The following is a 19,695-nucleotide window of genomic DNA, read 5'->3' on the forward strand; positions in this document are numbered from 1 at the left end:
ATAAGCCTGTTTAGGCGGTTGTTGCGCGGTCGGGCCAGCTTGCTTCACCAGCTGCCAGCTTGAGCAAAAGCAGGGCAGAAAGTTTAGCGCGTTCACTTAGGCTATCGATGAGAAGAAATTCATCCGTACTATGAATTGCACCGCCTCGAACGCCGAGTGTGTCTATATTGGCAAGGCCTGCTGCGGCGAGATTATTCCCGTCACAACAACCGCCTGTGGCTTTGGCTTCTGTGGAAAGACCAAGGTCTTCACCGCAGCTTTTCAAAAGAGAGAATAGTTGCTGATGGGCCTTATCCATTACTTTTGGCTGTCGTCCGAAAGAGCCATGTAGTTCTAACGATATGCCGTTTTCTTGCTCTATCTCATAGATTATTTTTTGAACTTGGGATTCTGCCCACGCTTGCCCTTCTGGGCTAGGAACACGGATATTAAAGCGGCAAAGGGCAAAGTCAGGAACGACATTGTTGGGGCCGCCACCTGTAAGCTTGGCGACATTGACGGTCACGCCGTCTTGCTGTCCGTTTAAACCATCAAGCAAAGCAATTGTTCTGGCCAGTGCGGCAATGGCATTGCGTCCGAGGTGATGTTCTCTACCCGCATGAGCGGCTTTACCTCGTGCGATCAGGGTAAAGTTTCCACTGCCTTTACGGGCACCTGCCAGAGTGCCATCAGCCAGGGCCGGTTCAAAAATCATCCCTACGTCTGCTGCACGTGCAGCCTGATCTAAGTGAGGTGCAGAGGCAAACGAGCCAATTTCCTCATCGGGGTTGATAATAATCTGCCAACCAATATTGCCAGCGTAGGGGCTACGTTCCAAAGCCTGTAGCGCTGTCATCATAACGACAATGCCCCCTTTCATGTCGGCGACACCAGGACCATTTATGGTGTTTTCATCAAGGTTACTACAGCGTTGAAATTTATGATCGACCGGATAAACAGTATCACTGTGACCAACCAGCAGAACACGACGATTTGCGTTGGGCCATTTGGTCAAACGTAACAGAGGACCGCTTTGGCTTTTAACGACCTCACCACTGTCCAAGACGTCACTTCGTGGTTCGAGATCAATACGTTCTTCTTCAGCACCGAGAGATGATGCAAAAGCAGAAAGGCGGTCGACGACCTGTTCAATGCCGGGCACATTGGCGCTACCGGAATTGATTTCACAGAGCGATAACACTTCGGATAACATTTTATCCTGTTGTTGATCGATCCATTCGAGAGAAGGGGTATAGGTCATCGACCGCTCTTTCCTATGCTGTTAGTTTAGAGCAGACGCGATCGAGTACTTCGATAGCTTTGTCGAGCTCTTCGTTGGAAACGTTCAACGGTGGGAGGAACCTGATCTGATTATCTCCAGATTTGGCGCATAGAAGACCTTGGTCTCTTAACTCAAGAAGCATGTCACCGTTAGGCACAACACATTTCAAGCCAATCATCAAACCAATACCGTGTACGGAGACCAACGCTTTGGGATGCTTGGCAATAAGCTCTTCAAGTTGAGCGCGTACTTTGTTGGCTTTTTCTGTAACAGAAGCCAGAAAACCATCTTCCATCATCAGGTCCATTACGGCATTGCCAACGGCACCAGCAAGAGGATTACCACCGAATGTGCTACCGTGTGTACCAAAGATCATGGCTTCAGCGGCTTTGTCATTGGCAAGGCATGCACCAACAGGGAAACCACCACCCATGCCTTTGGCAAGGGACATGACATCAGGTTCTACGCCAGACCATTCATAAGCAAAGAGTTTACCAGTGCGGCCCATGCCGCATTGAACTTCGTCAACCATCATAAGGATATCGTGCTTGTCACAAAGAGCGCGAATGCCCTGTACATATTCAGCAGGCGCTGGACGTATACCACCTTCGCCTTGGATAGGTTCAAAAATGATACCAGCGGTTTTGTCTGTGATCGCTGCTTCAAGAGCGGCGAGATCGCCGAAAGGAACTTGATCGTAACCTTCATCGTCCATCAGGAACCCGGCAGTATGCGCAGGATTTCCGGCAGCACCGATTGTCCCCATGGTACGGCCATGGAAAGCGTTTGACATGCCGATGATACGTTTACGTTCGGGGCGGCCTTTTGATTCTTGGTATTTACGTAAAATCTTGAGGCCGCACTCGTTAGACTCAGCGCCAGAATTGCTAAAAAAGACACTTGTTGCGAAACTGTTCTCAGTCAGACGCTGTGCAAGTGTTTCTGTTTGAGTAATTCTGAACATATTGGAGCAATGCCAAAACTTGTCCGCTTGATCCTTAAGAGCTTTAACCAAATGGGGATGTGCATGACCAAAGGCACAAACCGCAATCCCACTGTAAAAATCGAGATATTTTTTGCCATCTTCAGCGAAAAGCCATGTGCCTTCACCTTTTTCAAACGCAATATTAGGGGGATTGTAGGTAGTCATCATGGCTTCGCGGCCAGGAAGAACGTTTGACATATTTTACTCCTTTGGTGGATCTAGCCTCAGTAGAATTATCTAGTGAGTGTCCCTGTAGTAATTTGTGCGGTTGTTGCGCAGGTTGCCACTTTGTATGGCTTCACATGATTCTACCGCAGGATCTGCCGAAGGTCTTATCGAAGTCACTCCTTTTAACTGCAGATACTGCGGTTTAAGCGCTCTGTACCAAATTATCTTCGGTTTTTGTTAGTGCTGATATTTATCGTTGTGTATGAGAAGCTTTGTTTTGTGGAAATTCTGAAATACTATCAGAAAAGCAATATTTTATGGATATTGTCTTGAGATTTGATGGCGGAGAGCATAATTTTAGAATACGAAATACGTGCTGTTTAAGGAAAGAAAATGTCACTTAATCAACAATTGGATAGATTAGATCAAAAGATTCTTTCGATTCTCCAAGAAGAGGCACGTATTACTAATCAGGAGCTATCTGTCAGAGTTAATTTGTCTCCAAGTTCTTGTTTGAACAGAGTTAGAAAGCTTGAGGAACGTGGATTTATCGGTCCTTATTTTGGCATGGTCGATCTGGAACGGGTTTGTCGGTCCGTAATGGTGATTGCGACCGTAACCTTGAAAGATCATAGCCGCGATCAATTCAAGGCCTTTCAAGACTATGTACAGAATATTCCCGAAGTCGTGGAGTGTTATATGGTAAGCGGGTCATTTGATTTTTGCTTGCGTATTGTTGCGCCAGATATGGGGAGATACAACGAAATCAACGATTACCTTTTGGATGCCACAGACACTCCCGGTGTGATGAATATCAGCAGTCATGTCGTGCTCAATACATCGAAGCAGTTTTCCGGGTATCCGATCGAGAAGCTTTTATAAGGTTTTACGTCTAGGATGGTTGATGATTACCGCAAAGGCTACAGGCAGGGTCTCGTTTGGTCTTCATACGATGAAAAGAAGTACCAAGAGAATCATAAAGCAGCAGGCTATTGGCCATGCTCTCTCCAATATCCAGCAATTCCTTGATCACTTCTACAGATTGTAAGCTTCCCATTGTTCCGGCAAGGGCACCAAGGACGCCGACATCAGCACAACTTCCCTTTTCCGCAACTTGTTCATCGCCAAAAAGGCAGCGATAGCAGGGCTTGTCGCCTTCTTCAAAGGCACGGAATGTCGTGAGTTGTCCGTCAAACCGCATAATCGCCGCTGAAACCAGTGGGATTTTTTGCTTATAGCAAGCATCATTGATCAGGTAGCGGGTATTAAAGTTATCGCAACCATCTGCGACGAGATTATAGTCTTTTACCAGTGCATCGACGTTCTTTTCCGTGAGGCGAAGTTCATGAGTGTGAACAGCAACATCGGGGTTGATGGCTTTGAGCCTTGTGGCGGCTGAGAGAACTTTAGGGTGATCTATATGATCCGTGTCGTGAATGATCTGGCGTTGGAGGTTTGAGAGATCAACCTTATCATCGTCGACAATACCAATAGTGCCAATTCCAGCTGCGGCAAGATAAAGCAGTAGAGGAGAGCCAAGCCCTCCCGCACCAATGACCAACACCTTAGAATTTAATAATTTTAGCTGACCTTCTTCACCAACCTCTGGTAAAACCAAATGGCGCGCGTAGCGATCAATTTGGTTATCGGTCAGTTCAATTTCAGGCTGTTGTGTCACGCGATGCCACTCGTTTGGTTAAAGGTCTTACTATATATTATCAAAAAGCTCTGTGCTTAAATAACGTTCTGCAAAAGAGGGGAGTATAGCGACGATTTTTTTGCCCTCCATTTCAGGACGCGCTCCAATTTCCAGTGTTGCGGCAAGAGCGGCGCCAGAGGATATTCCAATTGGCAAGCCTTCCAGTGAAGCAGCTTCCCGTGCAGTTCTAAATGCGGTGTCATTTCCAATGCGTATAACTTCGTCGATGAGGCTCGTGTTGAGAATGCTTGGTATAAACCCGGCGCCAATTCCTTGTATTTTGTGAGGGCCTGGTTGTCCGCCAGAAAGAACCGGGCTGTCTTCTGGTTCGACGGCAACCATCTTGATTTCAGGGTTTCGCTCTTTGAGTGCAGACCCAACACCCGTGAGAGTTCCTCCTGTTCCTATACCGCAAACGACGACATCAACCGTTCCGACAGTATCATGCCAGATTTCTTCTCCGGTTGTGATTTTATGAATAGCAGGGTTCGCTTTGTTCATAAACTGCTGCGGCATTACGGCCTTGGGGAGCTCTTTTACCAAGGCTTCAGCCTTTGTGACTGCCCCACTGATACCCTTTGCGCCGTCGGTTAGAACAAGCTCTGCTCCAAGATAACGCAACATCTTGCGACGTTCGGCCGACATGGTTTTTGGCATTGTGAGAATAAGTCTGTACCCTTTAGCCGCGCAGACAAATGCAAGGGCAATACCTGTGTTGCCACTCGTTGGCTCTATAATAACCGTATCTTTGTCCAGTTCACCGGCTTCCTCAAGGGCCTCAATCATGGCATACCCGATTCGATCCTTGACTGATGCCAATGGATTAAAGAACTCACACTTACCCAAAATCTCGGCTTTTGAGCCGTGGGCAGTAGCAAGTTTTTGCAATCGAACCAGTGGAGTAGCGCCAATGGTATCGAGAATCGAATCGTATATTTTACCTCGAAAAGAAGAAGAGGACTTGCTGTTTTCGGTCTTCATGGCTGCTCACTAAAATCAACCCAAGAGACCTGCCCGTTCAAATGCTGAAATCGGGCATTGCGGCTGTTGCCTCACTGGGGATGTTTTGGTTACGTGCTTCGTCGCAAAGCTGTTCAATGGTTATCTTGTCGAAACGCTCCATTATTTCGCTTTGCATGTCAACCCAGATTGGTCGAACCACATTAATCCCAATTTCGGATCCTTCATTGTCACTTGCAGGATCCATAGCTCCTTCGTGATCGCGAACAACTCGAATGATGTCACCTACTGATATCCTTCGACGTTCTCTGGCCAGTCGATATCCTCCGCGAGGACCACGTTGACCGGCAAGAATGCCGTTATGGACAAGCTGTTGGAGGACCTGTTCAAGGTATCGTCGTGGGATACCTTCGCGTCGTGAAATTTCTGTTGACCGCACAGGGCTAGACCCAGCGTGATATGCGATATCTACAACAGCCTCTATTGCAAAGAGTAGTTTTTTTGATAGCCGAAGCATAGTTGTCTTCCCAGTCCCTCTAGATCTCTGAATTAACGCCTGTCGAACCAAAACCACCTTGACCTCGAGTTGTCGCATCGAGGGAGGTGCTAAGTGTCCAATTCGCCTGAATACAGGGGGCGATCACCATTTGGGCAATTCTTGCGCCTCTTTCTATGGTGAAGGTGTCACTTCCGAGATTTATCAAAATGACGCCGATTTCTCCTCGATAGTCGGCATCAATAGTCCCTGGTGTGTTTACCAGGGTTATACCATTTTTAAGCGCCAAACCGGAACGAGGCCTTACCTGGGCTTCGTATCCTGTCGGCAGTGCAATTGTGAGTGCAGTTGGGATCAGGATACGATCCCCAGGAGCAAGCTTTATCGTACCATCAATCGCGGCCAGTAAATCCATACCTGCAGACTGCGGTGTGGCATAATTTGGGAGAGGTAAGCCTTCTCCATGCGAGAGTTGAACGACAGGTATGCTCAAAGCGTTCATACTAATCTTTCTGCATTCTTATTTAATGTTTTCAAGTGTTGAGCTTAAGTTTATCGGCAATGAGGACGGAAAGTTTTGCTGCGGAAGCTTCTTTGCTCATTTTCTCCCAGCAGTCCGTTCCGGTCTCATCAATCAGAAATAAAGTGTTGTCGTCGCCTCCAAAAGTACCTGTTTCTGGGGACACATCATTTGCCAAAATCCAATCACAACCTTTACGTTGTCGCTTGGATTTGGCGTTGCTTTCAACATTTTCCGTTTCTGCTGCAAATCCAATAACGAGGCCTGGTCTCTTTGGGCCTTGTTTGGATAGGGTCGCAAGGATATCTGGGTTTTGTATGAAGCTGAGTGTTGGCGCATCGTCACCAGATATCTTTTTGATCTTTTGATTGCTTTGCTCCGTCACGCGCCAGTCGGCAACGGCAGCGGTGCAGATAGCAATATCAACAGGGAGTGCGTTTTCACATGCCTTGAGCATTTCTCGAGCGCTGGTTATGGGAATATATGTAATACCGTCCGGAGGGGGCAAATGAGTCGGTCCGGATACCAAAGTGACATTCGCGCCAAGTGTCTTTAGTGCCCGTGCAATGGCATATCCCTGCTTACCAGAAGAGTGATTTGCAATGTAGCGAACGGGATCCAGAGCCTCATGAGTCGGGCCCGCTGTGACAAGAGCACTGTGGCCCGCTAAGGGGGTGGTCTTTGGAGCAAAGTAACTTTCAATTGCCGCCAGAATCTCACTTGGCTCGGACATGCGTCCAGGGCCAAACTCTCCACAAGCCATTGCCCCATCATTTGGGCCAATAACCTGAATACCGCGTTTTCTTAGTGTTGCAAGGTTTTCCTGTGTCGCAGGGTGATCCCACATTCGAACGTTCATGGCTGGTGCCAATAAAATATCTTTGTCTGTCGCAAGCATGACGGTTGAGGCTAGATCGTCTGCCCGCCCGTGCGCCATCTTCGCCATAAAATCAGCGCTGGCTGGCACGATCACAATGAGGTCAGATTGTCTGGAAAGCTGTATATGACCAATTTCAGTTTCATCGGTGAGGGAAAAAAGGTCAATGAATGTTTTTTCGCCCGTCAGAGCGGAAACGGAAAGAGGAGTGACAAACTCAGTACCGGATTTGGTGAGGATAGCGCGAACAAAAGCACCGCTATCGCGCAGGCGGCGAATCAATTCCAAAGACTTGTATGCGGCAATTCCACCAGTAACTACCAGTAGAATACGTTTACCTGATATCATTATTAATCGAACTATTTCACTGTAGGGTTACGTAAGTTACAATATCAATTTTTTGGACAAAACGATCAGATGTCAACAAGAGAATGTTAATAAAGATTAACTATAAAAAAATATAAAATTTACAGCAAATCCAATGGAGAATGTAAAACTAGCGATTGCGACAATAAAAGCCCACTTGGCTGTCCCGCTACTTTCTTGATGAAAGTCTTGGATTGTTTTGCTATGTAAGCGCAACCCTTTTTGAGAGAACATCTCACTGGCGGTCTCTAAATTGGTTATCAGTCTTGGCAGGGTTTCAATACTATCTGTCAGTGTTGATAATCCTTCTTTGATACGTGCTTCTGGACCGCGATTTTTGACAACCCATTCTTCTACTAATGGTTGAGATATGGTCCAAAGATTCAGGCTTTCATCAAGCCCGCGACTAATCCCCTCAGCCATGACCATATTTTTCTGTAAAAGTAGTAAATGGGGCTGAATTATCATGTCAAAAGATTCAGCGAGATGAAGCATTTGGCCAAGCATTTTGGCAAAAGAAAAACTACTTAAATCTTTTCCCATAATGGGTTGGCAGACAGAACGAAGGGCCTGAGCAAAAGTTTCTACCGACTGATTCGCAGGAATCATGCCTGCGGTTACATGGGCTTGTGCCAGTTTTAGGTAGTCTTTTTGTAACAATGCAATAAGCATATCAGCGAGAAAGTATCTGGTCGTCTTGTCTACGCGGCCCATTATTCCAAAATCGACGGCGACAATTCGGCCATCGTCACCGACAAACATGTTTCCTGGGTGCTGATCACCGTGAAAGAAGCCATCTCTAAAAACTTGATTGAAGAAAATTGCAGCAGCGGTCGTTAAGATCTCTTCCAGATCATGACCTGCGGCAATCAAGGCGTCGCGGTCATCAAGAGAGATGCCTTCGATTCTACTCATTGTAAGGACACGCTTTGCCGTCCGCTCCCAATCTATGTCGGGGGTGTCGTAGGTGAAGTCGCCTTTGAAATTATCACCAAGTTCGCAGGCTCCTGCAGCTTCCATGCGGAGGTCCATTTCAAGACGAACGGTGTCATGAAAAGTTGAGACGACCTCATGTAGTTTGAAGCGTTGTAATGATGGGCGAGCTTTTTCAAGGAGTGTAGCAAGGCTATAGAAAAGTTTGAGATCTTTCCTGAAACTTTTTTCAACTCCTGGTCTTAAAATTTTGACGGCAACAGGTTCGCCTTCAAGCGTTTCGGCAAAGTGAACCTGAGCGATAGAGGCTGCGGAAATAGGGGTTGGATCAAATGACAGAAATAATTGATCGAGATCGCCGTCGAGCTCTGATTCAATAATTTTTTTTGCTTCAGCCCCATCGAAAGGCGGGAGTTGGTCCTGGAGGTGCGAGAGATCAGCGGCAAGTTGATCCCCCAAAAGATCTGCACGGGTTGATAAAAACTGACCGAGTTTAATGAAGGTGGGGCCAAGTTCTGTCAGTGCAGCAGCCAGTTTTTGTCCCGGACGTCCTTTGACGTTTCTTTTCGAAAGGCGCCGTCCAGACCAGATAGCGATGGCTGCCAGCCGACCAGGGACAAGGCGTTGTTCTTCGAGCGCAGCAAGAGCGTCGTGTCGAGCAAGAACCCGTGCTATGGCGATAAGGCGGAAAAGTGTCGCTATGTTCTTGAACATGAAAGTGCTCTTTACCTTTGCCTATCAGATGCGCCAGCCACAGTGGATTGCAGCAACGCCTCCGGTGTGGTTGCGATAACTACATTGCTCGAGCCCGGCGGTTCTCATTAGGTCTATGAGATCGTCTTGGGGGGGGAACTTACGAATGGATTCTGCGAGATATTTATATGATTCACGATCATTCGCAACAAGTTGCCCCATATTTGGTAAAACCTTGAACGAGTACTGATCATAAATATTACTTAATATGGGCAATACAACTTGGCTGAATTCAAGACAGAAAAAACGTCCCCCAGGTTTTAAAACTCTGCGTGCTTCAGCAAGAGCTTTGTTGATATGGGTGACATTTCTCAAGCCGAAAGCAATGGTATAGGAGTGCATAGAACGGTCTGGAAAAGGTAAACTTTCTGCGTTGCCACAAGCCCAGCTTATACCTTGGAGGATGCCTTGGTCGATGGCGCGGTCTCGTCCGACCAACATCATTTCGCGGGTAAGATCACATACTGTAACAAGTCCAGCCTTATCGCGACCGACACGGTCGATAATACGCATTGCGATATCGCCTGTACCGCCGGCAACGTCGAGATGGGATTCCCCTGGTTGAGGGTTAACCCAATCAATCAGGGATGCCTTCCACAGGCGATGTACTCCACCGCTCATGAGGTCATTCATGATGTCGTATTTACTCGCGACACTTTCAAAAACGCCCCGGACACGATTTTTTTTATCGCCTACAGAAACTTCTTCGTAACCAAAGTGAGTGGTTGCTGTTGAACTTTGGGTGTTTTTTGTATCTGCCATGAAGATAATCCGGCCGCTTATGGGGTAGTTTGAATACGAGTTGAATTAGGTTCTAATAACATTTTAAGAACTGTGCTAATAACGGTGTTAATTACTGTGGCTAAAGCAATACACTTTAGTGTATCTGGGTGAATGATATAGTACTGCAGCTTGTCGAACGCAAAGGAATTAAGGGTCATGCCTGAGCTCCCCGAAGTAGAAACTGTTATGCGAGGATTGCGTCCGAGCCTTGAAGGGCGCGTACTCCGAAAAGTTGTTCAGCGCAGGGACGATCTTCGTTTTCCTTTGCCAGAGCGGTTTTCCGAACGGTTAACTGGCCGCACGGTAAAGCGATTGAGTAGGAGGGCTAAGTACGTATTGGCTCATCTTGATGATGATATGGTTTTATTCTTTCATCTTGGTATGTCGGGGCGTGTGACAATTTTACCCAAAGGAGAACGACCACCTTTGGGGGCGCATGATCATATTATTTTTGAAACGGATGACGATGAAGAAATTAGATATTGTGATCCACGTCGATTTGGGATGATGGATCTGGTGTGTCAATCGGAACTTAGCGCGCATAAGGCATTTAGAGACCTCGGGCCGGAACCTCTTGGGAATGAGTTCAGCGGACCTGTCTTGTTTGAAAAAATCAAAAACAAGAAAACAAATATCAAAGCAGCCATATTAGACCAACGTGTGGTTGTAGGGATTGGCAATATTTACGCCTGCGAGGCGCTTCACCTTTCAAGAATGGCTCCTGACCGAATTGCAAGTACGCTCTCCCAAAAGGAAGCTGAAATCCTCGCTAGCACAATTCGGGATGTTCTTAATCGCGCGATTGAAGCCGGTGGGTCGAGCTTGAGAGACTATGTGCAGGCATCGGGGGAGCTAGGGTATTTTCAGCATTCTTGGACTGTTTACGGCCGAGAGGGTGAGGTTTGTCGGCACTGTCCGTCAGGGGGGCTTTCTGGGCAGACTGCTAAGCCTGTTATACAAAGGATTCAGCAGAACGGTCGTTCGACTTTCTATTGTCCTGAGTGTCAGCACTAGGGTACAAGGTAGCTATGTTTTACATTTCGCGTTGTTGGTCAAAACTTGTTTCCCCCATTTTGGGAATGTTCTTGGCGTTTGCATTGATGCTGAGCGTTCAAAATGTTTGGGCGTTCGAAGGTTCTTTTTTTACAGGAAGTGACGGGGTTCCCATTGTTCCTGGAATGGAAGAAATGCCGGATCTCGGTGTTGTCTTTGATAAGCCTGAAGGTCGGATTGTTGAGGGATTTGCCTCTGGATATTTAGAGCAATCTGAAATCAGAAGCTTTTATGGCCGTACTTTGCCGCAGTTGGGGTGGAGTGTTTTCGGTGAGGGGCTTTTTCAGCGTGAAGGTGAGGTGCTGAAAATTGAGATCCTGGACGGTGTGGAAAATAGCAGATCGATTCTGCGAATTATACTCGCGCCCTCCCAATAAACATCCGGCACTCTAGAGAACAGATTCCGCATATGGAAATTTTAGCGTTCGCACTTGGTGATGAAAACTTTGGCGATAGAAATTTAGGAGCTCCCCATAAATGTCGTACGAATATATTATTGTTGAAAAATATGACCGCGTTGGCTTGATTAAACTTGATAGACCAGAGGCCTTGAATGCGCTTTGTGTCGGTCTCATTGGTGAGTTGGGGAAGGCTGTCGCTGATTTAGAAGCTGACGATAGTATTGGGTGTCTTGTGGTTACTGGCTCTGAAAAAGCTTTTGCTGCCGGAGCTGATATTAAAGAAATGGTCGACAAGGATTTCCAAACTGTATACCGCGAAGATTTTATCACAGATGATTGGGAAGTTCTTGCCAACACCCGCAAGCCAGTCATTGCAGCTGTTGCTGGTTATGCACTGGGGGGTGGTTGTGAAGTGGCGATGATGTGTGATTTTATTATCGCAGCGGATAACGCAAAATTCGGTCAGCCTGAAATTACAATAGGCACAATTCCAGGTGCAGGCGGAACACAACGACTTACACGCTTGGTTGGTAAGGCCAAGGCTATGGATATGTGCCTTACGGGTCGGATGATGGATGCGGAAGAAGCTGAGCGGAGTGGCTTGGTCAGCCGTATTGTTCCTGTAGATAGTTTGATTGAAGAAGCTCTTGCTGCTGCCAAGAAAATTGCAGGCTATTCTTTGCCTGCGACGATGATTGCAAAAGAGGCTGTTGATCGTGCGTATGAGGTAAGTTTGAGTGAGGGACTCCGCTTCGAACGCCGGACCTTCCATTCTACTTTTGCTTTAGAAGATAGGCGTGAAGGAATGATGGCATTTATTGAAAAGAGAAAAGCTAACTGGAAGCATCGTTGATTTTTCAAGATTCTTTGGGTTTTTCAGGGTATTATCGTTTGATAATCGTTCATTATAGTTCAAATCCATTGAGTTAGAGCCATTGTTGTTTACTAAATCGACTCATCTTACTTGACGAACTCTCGGGGCACCGTTATAACGCCGCAACTTTCGAGATTCATTATTATTGAAGAATAGGCGCCAATCTTATGGCTAATCATCTTTCTGCGAAGACCCGGATCCGTCGTAACGCTCGTCGTTATGAATTGAACTCATCTCGCCTTGGTCGTATCCGCACTTTTGTGAAAAGTGTTGAGACTGCCATTAGCGAAGGCGATAAGCCTGCAGCTCAGGAAGCTTTTAAAGCTGCTATGCCTGAAATGCACCGTGGCGTTCGTGCCGGGATTCTGGTTAAAAACACTGTAGCTCGCAAGCTGTCTCGTATGAACAGCCGTATTAAAGCTCTGGGTTAAGTGCTTCCCGTCTTCGGATTGGGTTATGAAAAAGTCGTACTCTTGGGAGTGCGACTTTTTTTATGTCGAGTCGTTTCGATTCTCTCAATAAGCACGGTTTTTATTTTTGCTAGAGACGATTCTGACACAAGGTTTAGTAGGTAAAGAATTTCTTTGTATCTAGAGTACATTTTCTATGGAAAAAATACGGTGTTCTTGCTCTGATCGTATTGCATGAAAAGACATAGCCGAGTACATTAATTGTGCTCGGGAAGGGAAGTTCATAAATTTAAAGTATGAAAAGCCCCGCGCGTTACTGGCGGGTTGAGGTTATTCCATCCTTGATATTTTGTGATTTAAGTAAATGCCTGAAATATTACTATTTCAGGCAGGGGTATTACTATCGCCTTATTGCATTTGTCATGTTGAGTGGCTGTGGTTCGAATTTGAATACTTGAACTGCAATACATGTTGTTATTAATAGTTTTTTTTATTGAGGGTGAGTGGGGCGGCATATGGCTCAGAGTGAGGTGATTCCATCTTTTCAGCAGCAGTGGGACCGTGTGCTTAATCGGCTCCGTGCGGAAGTGGGTGAAGCGGCTTATCGCAGCTGGCTAAAGCCTTTGTCGCTGTTAAGTGGTAACGATTCCTTTATTCGCATGGCTGTGCCGACTCGATTTATGCGCGACTGGGTCGCTGGTAACTATCAAGATCGTATTCAGGTGCTTTGGCTAGAAGAAATTGGTGTGCCTGCTCAAGTTGAGATTGTGGTGCAACAGCCTGTCAGACCTGTACCAAAGCCTGCCTTGGTTGATGTTGTGGAAGCGCCTACCCCGGTTGTGGAAGCAGTATCTGAGCGACTTGTCGTTGATGTGCCCAATCTCTCTACTGAAGTCGTGCATGAGGCAGAAGTTCAGAGGATTACGGCTCCTTTAGATCCCCGATTTACGTTTGATAATTTTGTTGTCGGTAAGCCAAACGAGCTTGCTTACGCTGCGGCGCGAAGAGTCGCAGACGCAGAAGCTGTCCCGTTTAATCCTCTGTTTCTTTACGGTGGAGTTGGTCTTGGTAAGACACACTTGATGCACGCTATTGCTCATCAAATTCGTACAGCTCATCCGGAAAAAAAGGTTATTTATCTTTCTGCAGAAAAATTCATGTATCAGTTCGTACGTGCGTTGCGTATCAAGGATACGATGTCCTTTAAGGAGCAGTTCCGTTCTGTCGATGTTCTGATGATTGATGATGTTCAGTTTATTGGTGGCCGCGAGGCGACACAGGAAGAGTTTTTCCACACTTTTAATGCTTTGGTCGATCAGAATAGACAAGTCATTATATCTGCTGATAAAAGCCCGTCTGATTTAGAGGGTGTTGAAGAGCGCATGAAATCCCGTATGGGCTGGGGTCTCGTTGCGGACATTCACCCAACAACGTATGAGTTGCGCTTGGGTATTTTGGAGTCCAAAGCAGAGCAACTTGATGTTGTCATTCCTCAAAAGGTTGTGGAATTTTTAGCGCATAAGATTACGTCGAATATCAGAGAGCTAGAGGGAGCACTTAACCGTATTGTTGCGCATGCAACTTTGGTCGGGAGGTCAATCACTCTGGAGACGACGCAAGAGGTACTCCATGACCTTCTCAGGTCTAATGATCGTCGAGTAACGATTGAAGAAATTCAGAAAAAGGTTGCTGAGCACTTTAATATTCGAGTTTCTGATATGCATTCTTCCCGGCGCGCACGCGCTGTGGCCCGACCACGCCAAATTGCAATGTATTTATCGAAGCAGTTGACCTCACGGTCATTGCCCGAAATCGGTCGTAAATTCGGGGGGCGTGACCATACAACGGTCATGCACGCTGTGAAAAAGGTAGAAGAACTCAAATCCACAGATGTTGAATTTGCTGAAGATATTGAATTGTTAAGCCGGATGTTGGAGAATTAAGCTCTGATCTCGTTTCTGTCCCTGGTTTGTCAGGCTATCTTCGGTGTTTGCTGGTCAAAATATTGACTATCTTATTGAAGCGATTCTGAGATTTTATTTTATCCAGTGAGATCACGATAAGATATTATAATTGTTTTCCTTCTGTGAATGAACCCGCTATACTTTCAGCCCGAGTCCCACCAGAGAGTCCTAAGCTCGATACTGTGTGGGGTTTGGAATAATCGTGGCCTCGTTCTAAGGTGTTACCCGCGAACAAGGTTTACTTGGTATTGATGAAAGATACGGACTGAGTCATAGCATCATGAAGCTCACAATCGAACGCTCTGCATTGTTGAAATCCCTGGCGCATGTTCAAAGCGTAGTTGAACGTCGGAATACTATTCCCATCCTTTCCAACGTCCTTATGGAAGCCAAGGATGGAAAGTTATCTTTGACTGCGACAGACATGGATCTGACCATTGTGGATCAGGTTGATGCAACTGTTGTCGATGCAGGGGTTACAACAGCGCCGGCCCATACTTTTTACGACATTGTTCGTAAGCTTCCAGACGGATCTGAAGTGGAATTGACGGCCAATTCTGAAACTGCTCAGATGACACTGAAAGCCGGACGGTCAACCTTTACTCTACAGACTTTGCCGCGCGAAGATTTCCCCGCTGCTGGCGTGGTTGACTTGCCTCAGGTCTTTGGTGTGCAAGTCACCGAACTTAAAAACCTTATTGATCGTACCCGCTTTGCGATATCAACGGAAGAAACCCGGTACTATCTGAACGGTATATATCTTCATGCAACCGAAGCAGACGGTGTTCCTGTCCTGCGTGCTGTGGCGACTGATGGCCATCGTCTCGCACGATTTGAAATGCCGCTTCCACAGGGCGCTGAAGAGTTGCCGGGTGTTATTGTTCCGCGCAAAACGGTGAATGAACTTCGCAAGTTGATCGATGAAACCAATGATCCGATTGAAGTTTCTCTCTCTGAAACAAAAATTATGTTCCGGTTTGATTCAACCGTTCTGAGTTCTAAACTTATCGATGGTACATTCCCGGATTATCAACGTGTTATCCCAAGTGGTAACGACAAGAGCCTTGTTTTAGACTGTAAAACCTTCTCATCTGCCGTTGATCGTGTATCGACTATTTCCACTGAGAAAAGTCGCGCTGTAAAGATTACTCTTGAGGGATCTTCGCTGACCCTTTCTGCAACATCTGCGGAAAATGGAAGTGCGGTTGAAGTCTTGGAAGTTAATTATGAAGGCGAGTCTTTGGATATTGGATTCAATTCTCGTTACTTACTTGATATTGCACAGCAAATTGAGGGTGAATCGGCCGAGTTTTTGATGGCTGATGCTGCGTCACCTACAATTGTGCGTGATTCCGCGGATGCTTCAGCGCTTTATGTGCTGATGCCTATGCGGGTTTAATCCGGATCTGGATAAAGCAATCTTATGCTGGCTGTCACACCGAATGGAATGTCATTTGTGACTGACGAAGATTTGTCAGATAGCTTGTGGCTGCGAAGGGTCGTGTTGACCCAGTTTCGTAGTTACGAACGCGCAGAAATAGTGGTTGATGCTCGTCCCGTTGTCCTCACAGGGGGGAATGGCGTTGGGAAAACCAATTTATTGGAAGCAATATCGCTTTTGACGCCCGGGAGAGGGCTTCGGAGTGCGCCGTTACCAGAGATTGCAAGGCGTACACCTTCTGGAGCTCCGGAAGCTTGGGCCGTTGCAGCCGAAGTATCGACAACTGAAGGTTTTCGTGACATTGGAACTGGGCGTGATCCTGTAAACATGATAGGCGCAATGCGAGAGCGCCGTTTGGTTCGGGTGGACGGTGAGAACTGCAAAAGTCAACAATCCTTGGCAGAGGTTTTTTCAGCGATTTGGTTGACTCCGCAAATGGATGGGATACTTAGGGACAGTGCGTCTGGGCGGCGTAGGTTTTTAGATCGCTTGGTTCTGGGGTTTGATCCGGCTCATGCCGGAAATACCAGTGCTTATGATCATGCATTAAGAGAACGTTCTCGCCTTCTGAGGGCGGGTAATCCCGATCAAGCCTGGTTATCGACACTGGAAGATCGCATGGCCAGACATGGGGTTGCTATAGCTGTCGCTCGTAGAGAGATTACAGAACGGTTAATTGAGGCATGTGCTGAAACTGTAGGGGATTTTCCGATAGCTGGATTGGCTCTTGAGGGTGCTGTTGAGACGTGGTTGGGTGAAAAGCCAGCTTTGATTGTCGAAGAAGATTTAAGGCGGTGCCTATCAGATAGCCGCTCTAAAGACGCAGTTTCTGGGGGGGCTTCTTGGGGGCCACATAAAAGCGATCTTGCGGTTCACCATGTGGAAAAAGATATGCCTGCTGCTTTGTGTTCAACAGGTGAGCAAAAATCATTGTTATTATCGATTGTGTTGGCGCATGCTCGGTTGGTGATGTTGGAACGAGGCGCGCCGCCGCTGTTGTTATTGGACGAAGTGGTGGCTCATTTGGATGAGACGCGTCGACATAGTCTATTTGAAGAAATAATACATTTGCGTTGCCAAGCTTGGATGACGGGTACGGATGCCGAAGTGTTCTCCAGCCTTGGAAGTAAAGCGCAACATTTAACGATTAAAGACGGCGCTGTTTTTTCAGCGACAACTGGCCTTTAAGCCGATGAACGTCAAACTAGGAAGAAAGTGGTAAAAATGACCGATACTGGCGATATGCAAGACCAAAATAAAGATAGAAATGACGGCGCATACGATGCCGATTCTATCAAGGTGCTGCGTGGCCTGGAAGCCGTGCGGAAACGTCCCGGTATGTACATCGGTGATACGGATGATGGTTCTGGCCTTCACCACATGGTATACGAGGTTGTTGATAACGCGATCGATGAAGCCTTGGCTGGTCACTGTGATACTGTAGCTGTCATTCTCAATGGTGACGGATCTGTGACTGTTCATGATAACGGACGTGGCATTCCTGTTGATATTCATGAGGAAGAAGGCGTTTCTGCTGCTGAGGTTATTATGACCCAGCTTCATGCCGGCGGAAAGTTTGATCAAAATTCCTATAAGGTCTCCGGTGGTCTTCATGGTGTTGGTGTTTCAGTTGTAAACGCCCTGTCTGTTAAGCTTGAGCTCCATATCTACCGTAATGATATTGAACACTATATCGCTTTCTCTCATGGTGATGCTGTTGATCACCTTGTCGAATTGGGTCCTGCGAATGGTAGAAAAGGTACACATGTAACTTTCATGCCATCAAAAGAAACTTTCACAATGACGGAGTTTGATTTTAATACTCTGGAGCATCGTCTTCGGGAACTTTCGTTCTTGAATTCGGGTGTGCGGATTACGTTACGTGATGATCGCCATGCAGAGCCAAAAGAATCAGTGTTCGTGTACGAAGGTGGCTTGAGAGCTTATGTTCAGTATCTGGATCGGACCAAGACGTCTCTGTTTGATGATGTTGTCTATATGGTTTCAGAGAAAGATGGCGTGACTGTTGAAGTCGCGATGCAGTGGACCGACAGTTATCACGAAAACACGCTTTGTTTTACAAATAACATCCCACAGCGTGATGGCGGTACACACCTTGCCGGTTTCCGTGCTGCATTGACGCGACAAATTAATAATTATGCGACCTCTTCAGGTATTATGAAGAAAGAAAAAGTCAGCTTAACAGGCGATGATGCGCGCGAAGGTCTCACCTGTGTTCTTTCTGTTAAGGTTCCTGATCCTAAGTTTTCCAGTCAGACAAAGGATAAGTTGGTTTCTTCTGAAGTACGCCCTGTTGTTGAGAATATCGTAAACGACCGACTCAGCCAGTTCTTTGAAGAGCATCCTGTAGAAGCAAAACGTATTGTCGGGAAAGTTGTTGAAGCGGCGGCTGCGCGTGAAGCTGCGCGGAAAGCACGAGATCTAACCCGTCGTAAAGGTGCGCTGGATATATCATCTCTTCCAGGAAAACTTGCAGATTGTCAGGAAAGAGACCCGGCCCGATCTGAACTCTTCTTGGTGGAGGGTGATTCTGCGGGGGGATCTGCGAAACAAGGTCGTGACAGAGCAACACAGGCTATCTTGCCACTGCGTGGTAAAATTCTGAACGTTGAGCGTGCCCGTTTTGATAAAATGTTGTCATCCACTGAAATTGGAACCCTGATTACAGCGTTGGGTACCAGTATTGGACGGGATGAATTTAATATCGATAAGATCCGGTACCACAAAGTTATTATTATGACCGATGCGGATGTGGATGGTAGCCACATTCGTACTCTTTTACTGACGTTCTTTTATCGTCAGATGCCTGAACTTATCGAACGCGGGTATCTCTATATTGCGCAACCACCACTTTATCGTGCCAAACGTGGAGATTCTATACGCTACCTCAAAGATGATCGCATGATGGAAGAATACCTGATTGGTAACGGTGTTAAGGAAGCGACACTTTCGACGAAACAAGGAGTTCAGGTTGCAGGTGAAGATCTAATCAAAGTTGTTACACATGCGGTTATTGCACGTAATCTTATGGAACCCTTAATTCGTAAGGTTGGAAGTGTGGAGCTTATTGAGCAGGCCGCAATTGTTGGTGCCCTTAATGAACAACTACTTCTTGATGAAAATCGTGCGCAGACACTTGGCGATACAATTGCGCAACGGATGAATGACAACCTTCCTGAGTTGCAGCGTGGATGGCAGGCCGAAGCCAATACTGTAGATGGTGTTCTTACGTTGTCACGTACCTTGCGAGGCTTAACCGAGCGTCGGGTTATTGACGTGACTTTGGCACGTACTGGTGAAGCGCGCCGTTTGAATAATATGGCGGAAGAAATGCAGGAATTTTATGCATCAAGCTCTACTTACCGGGTTAAAGATAAGGAAACACAAATTACGGGCCCAAATGCATTGGCCAACCTTGTTTTTGATCTCGGTCGTAAGGGCATCAACGTTTCTCGATATAAAGGCTTGGGGGAAATGAACCCTGATCAGCTTTGGGAAACCACTTTGGATGCAAACGCCCGTACGCTTCTTCAAGTAAAAGTTGGTCATATTGATGAGGCGAATGATATTTTCTCTACCCTGATGGGTGACGTCGTCGAACCGCGTAGAGAGTTCATTCAGAGTAATGCTTTGGACGTTCAGAATTTGGACGTATAATTTTTATACGAACTAAGAAAAATGGAAGGTCGGGCTACTATGGTGTCCGACCTTTTTTCTTTGAAAAAGGGAT

At 46.6% G+C, this 19,695-nt stretch carries 18 protein-coding genes; 9 read left to right on the plus strand and 9 right to left on the minus strand.

The features are described 5' to 3' along the window. Window positions 1-10: 10 nt before the first annotated feature. Window positions 11-1,240 carry a hydrolase gene (locus ACFSKO_RS05600; RefSeq protein WP_380249262.1) on the minus strand — a complete coding sequence of 410 codons (1,230 nt, stop codon included), beginning with the start codon at window positions 1,238-1,240 and terminating at the stop codon, window positions 11-13. Between the two features lie 13 nt (window positions 1,241-1,253). Beyond that, window positions 1,254-2,444, minus strand: a complete 1,191-nt coding sequence (locus tag ACFSKO_RS05605) for an aspartate aminotransferase family protein (protein ID WP_380249264.1) — start codon at window positions 2,442-2,444, stop codon at window positions 1,254-1,256. 363 nt (window positions 2,445-2,807) lie between these two features. Between ACFSKO_RS05605 and ACFSKO_RS05610 the strand changes: the two genes are divergently transcribed. After that, on the plus strand, window positions 2,808-3,296 hold the full coding sequence (locus ACFSKO_RS05610) for an Lrp/AsnC family transcriptional regulator (RefSeq protein ID WP_380249266.1): 489 nt from the start codon (window positions 2,808-2,810) through the stop codon (window positions 3,294-3,296). Window positions 3,297-3,306: 10 nt separating this feature from the next. Here the strand turns inward: ACFSKO_RS05610 and ACFSKO_RS05615 are convergent, their stop codons facing one another. From ACFSKO_RS05615 to ubiE, 7 genes are all read right to left on the minus strand, one after another. After that, window positions 3,307-4,092, minus strand: coding sequence for a HesA/MoeB/ThiF family protein (locus ACFSKO_RS05615; RefSeq protein ID WP_380249268.1), 786 nt, complete (start codon window positions 4,090-4,092; stop codon window positions 3,307-3,309). A gap of 30 nt (window positions 4,093-4,122) precedes the next feature. Next, a complete protein-coding gene (gene cysK / locus ACFSKO_RS05620; RefSeq protein ID WP_380249270.1) occupies window positions 4,123-5,094 on the minus strand; it encodes a cysteine synthase A in 972 nt (323 codons plus the stop codon). A 37-nt stretch (window positions 5,095-5,131) separates the two neighbouring features. After that, on the minus strand, window positions 5,132-5,590 hold the full coding sequence (locus ACFSKO_RS05625; RefSeq protein WP_380249272.1) for an RrF2 family transcriptional regulator: 459 nt from the start codon (window positions 5,588-5,590) through the stop codon (window positions 5,132-5,134). Window positions 5,591-5,609: 19 nt separating this feature from the next. Beyond that, the gene (gene dut, locus ACFSKO_RS05630; protein WP_380249274.1) at window positions 5,610-6,071 is read right to left on the minus strand and encodes a dUTP diphosphatase; all 462 of its coding nucleotides are present in this window, start codon (window positions 6,069-6,071) and stop codon (window positions 5,610-5,612) included. Window positions 6,072-6,102: 31 nt separating this feature from the next. Further along, window positions 6,103-7,314, minus strand: a complete 1,212-nt coding sequence (gene coaBC / locus ACFSKO_RS05635) for a bifunctional phosphopantothenoylcysteine decarboxylase/phosphopantothenate--cysteine ligase CoaBC (RefSeq protein WP_380249276.1) — start codon at window positions 7,312-7,314, stop codon at window positions 6,103-6,105. A 96-nt stretch (window positions 7,315-7,410) separates the two neighbouring features. After that, window positions 7,411-8,979: a 2-polyprenylphenol 6-hydroxylase gene (ubiB, locus tag ACFSKO_RS05640; RefSeq protein WP_380249278.1), complete on the minus strand. Its 1,569-nt coding sequence runs from the start codon at window positions 8,977-8,979 to the stop codon at window positions 7,411-7,413. Window positions 8,980-9,003: 24 nt separating this feature from the next. Continuing rightward, on the minus strand, window positions 9,004-9,780 hold the full coding sequence (ubiE, locus tag ACFSKO_RS05645; protein WP_380249280.1) for a bifunctional demethylmenaquinone methyltransferase/2-methoxy-6-polyprenyl-1,4-benzoquinol methylase UbiE: 777 nt from the start codon (window positions 9,778-9,780) through the stop codon (window positions 9,004-9,006). A 177-nt stretch (window positions 9,781-9,957) separates the two neighbouring features. Between ubiE and mutM the strand changes: the two genes are divergently transcribed. The 8 genes from mutM (at window position 9,958) to gyrB (ending at window position 19,622) form a co-directional block, all read left to right on the plus strand. Next, entirely contained in the window at window positions 9,958-10,815 is an 858-nt protein-coding gene (mutM, locus tag ACFSKO_RS05650; RefSeq protein WP_380249282.1) for a bifunctional DNA-formamidopyrimidine glycosylase/DNA-(apurinic or apyrimidinic site) lyase, read from the plus strand. Window positions 10,816-10,829: 14 nt separating this feature from the next. Next, a complete protein-coding gene (locus ACFSKO_RS05655) occupies window positions 10,830-11,231 on the plus strand; it encodes a hypothetical protein (protein WP_380249284.1) in 402 nt (133 codons plus the stop codon). Between the two features lie 100 nt (window positions 11,232-11,331). Beyond that, window positions 11,332-12,108 (plus strand): enoyl-CoA hydratase, encoded by a 777-nt coding sequence (locus ACFSKO_RS05660; RefSeq protein WP_380249286.1) that lies wholly within the window; start codon window positions 11,332-11,334, stop codon window positions 12,106-12,108. A gap of 188 nt (window positions 12,109-12,296) precedes the next feature. After that, window positions 12,297-12,560 (plus strand): 30S ribosomal protein S20, encoded by a 264-nt coding sequence (rpsT, locus tag ACFSKO_RS05665; RefSeq protein ID WP_380249288.1) that lies wholly within the window; start codon window positions 12,297-12,299, stop codon window positions 12,558-12,560. Between the two features lie 494 nt (window positions 12,561-13,054). Further along, window positions 13,055-14,482 (plus strand): chromosomal replication initiator protein DnaA, encoded by a 1,428-nt coding sequence (gene dnaA, locus ACFSKO_RS05670; RefSeq protein ID WP_380249290.1) that lies wholly within the window; start codon window positions 13,055-13,057, stop codon window positions 14,480-14,482. Between the two features lie 301 nt (window positions 14,483-14,783). After that, the gene (dnaN, locus tag ACFSKO_RS05675) at window positions 14,784-15,902 is read left to right on the plus strand and encodes a DNA polymerase III subunit beta (protein ID WP_380249292.1); all 1,119 of its coding nucleotides are present in this window, start codon (window positions 14,784-14,786) and stop codon (window positions 15,900-15,902) included. 48 nt (window positions 15,903-15,950) lie between these two features. Then, window positions 15,951-17,132: a DNA replication/repair protein RecF gene (recF, locus tag ACFSKO_RS05680; protein ID WP_380249448.1), complete on the plus strand. Its 1,182-nt coding sequence runs from the start codon at window positions 15,951-15,953 to the stop codon at window positions 17,130-17,132. Window positions 17,133-17,168: 36 nt separating this feature from the next. Then, window positions 17,169-19,622, plus strand: a complete 2,454-nt coding sequence (gene gyrB, locus ACFSKO_RS05685) for a DNA topoisomerase (ATP-hydrolyzing) subunit B (protein WP_380249294.1) — start codon at window positions 17,169-17,171, stop codon at window positions 19,620-19,622. Window positions 19,623-19,695 lie beyond the last annotated feature (73 nt).

The sequence above is a fragment of the Kiloniella antarctica genome (assembly GCF_042682825.1).
GTDB classification, from domain to species: Bacteria; Pseudomonadota; Alphaproteobacteria; order Kiloniellales; family Kiloniellaceae; genus Kiloniella; species Kiloniella antarctica.

Coding starts and splice junctions, on each gene's coding strand:
- ACFSKO_RS05600 (WP_380249262.1), bottom strand. CDS start 1,240: ATGACCTATACCCCTTCTCTCGAATGGATCGATCAACAACAGGATAAA.
- ACFSKO_RS05605 (WP_380249264.1), bottom strand. CDS start 2,444: ATGTCAAACGTTCTTCCTGGCCGCGAAGCCATGATGACTACCTACAAT.
- ACFSKO_RS05610 (WP_380249266.1), top strand. CDS start 2,808: ATGTCACTTAATCAACAATTGGATAGATTAGATCAAAAGATTCTTTCG.
- cysK (WP_380249270.1), bottom strand. CDS start 5,094: ATGAAGACCGAAAACAGCAAGTCCTCTTCTTCTTTTCGAGGTAAAATA.
- ACFSKO_RS05625 (WP_380249272.1), bottom strand. CDS start 5,590: ATGCTTCGGCTATCAAAAAAACTACTCTTTGCAATAGAGGCTGTTGTA.
- dut (WP_380249274.1), bottom strand. CDS start 6,071: ATGAACGCTTTGAGCATACCTGTCGTTCAACTCTCGCATGGAGAAGGC.
- coaBC (WP_380249276.1), bottom strand. CDS start 7,314: ATGATATCAGGTAAACGTATTCTACTGGTAGTTACTGGTGGAATTGCC.
- ubiB (WP_380249278.1), bottom strand. CDS start 8,979: ATGTTCAAGAACATAGCGACACTTTTCCGCCTTATCGCCATAGCACGG.
- ubiE (WP_380249280.1), bottom strand. CDS start 9,780: ATGGCAGATACAAAAAACACCCAAAGTTCAACAGCAACCACTCACTTT.
- mutM (WP_380249282.1), top strand. CDS start 9,958: ATGCCTGAGCTCCCCGAAGTAGAAACTGTTATGCGAGGATTGCGTCCG.
- ACFSKO_RS05655 (WP_380249284.1), top strand. CDS start 10,830: ATGTTTTACATTTCGCGTTGTTGGTCAAAACTTGTTTCCCCCATTTTG.
- ACFSKO_RS05660 (WP_380249286.1), top strand. CDS start 11,332: ATGTCGTACGAATATATTATTGTTGAAAAATATGACCGCGTTGGCTTG.
- rpsT (WP_380249288.1), top strand. CDS start 12,297: ATGGCTAATCATCTTTCTGCGAAGACCCGGATCCGTCGTAACGCTCGT.
- dnaA (WP_380249290.1), top strand. CDS start 13,055: ATGGCTCAGAGTGAGGTGATTCCATCTTTTCAGCAGCAGTGGGACCGT.
- dnaN (WP_380249292.1), top strand. CDS start 14,784: ATGAAGCTCACAATCGAACGCTCTGCATTGTTGAAATCCCTGGCGCAT.
- recF (WP_380249448.1), top strand. CDS start 15,951: ATGTCATTTGTGACTGACGAAGATTTGTCAGATAGCTTGTGGCTGCGA.
- gyrB (WP_380249294.1), top strand. CDS start 17,169: ATGACCGATACTGGCGATATGCAAGACCAAAATAAAGATAGAAATGAC.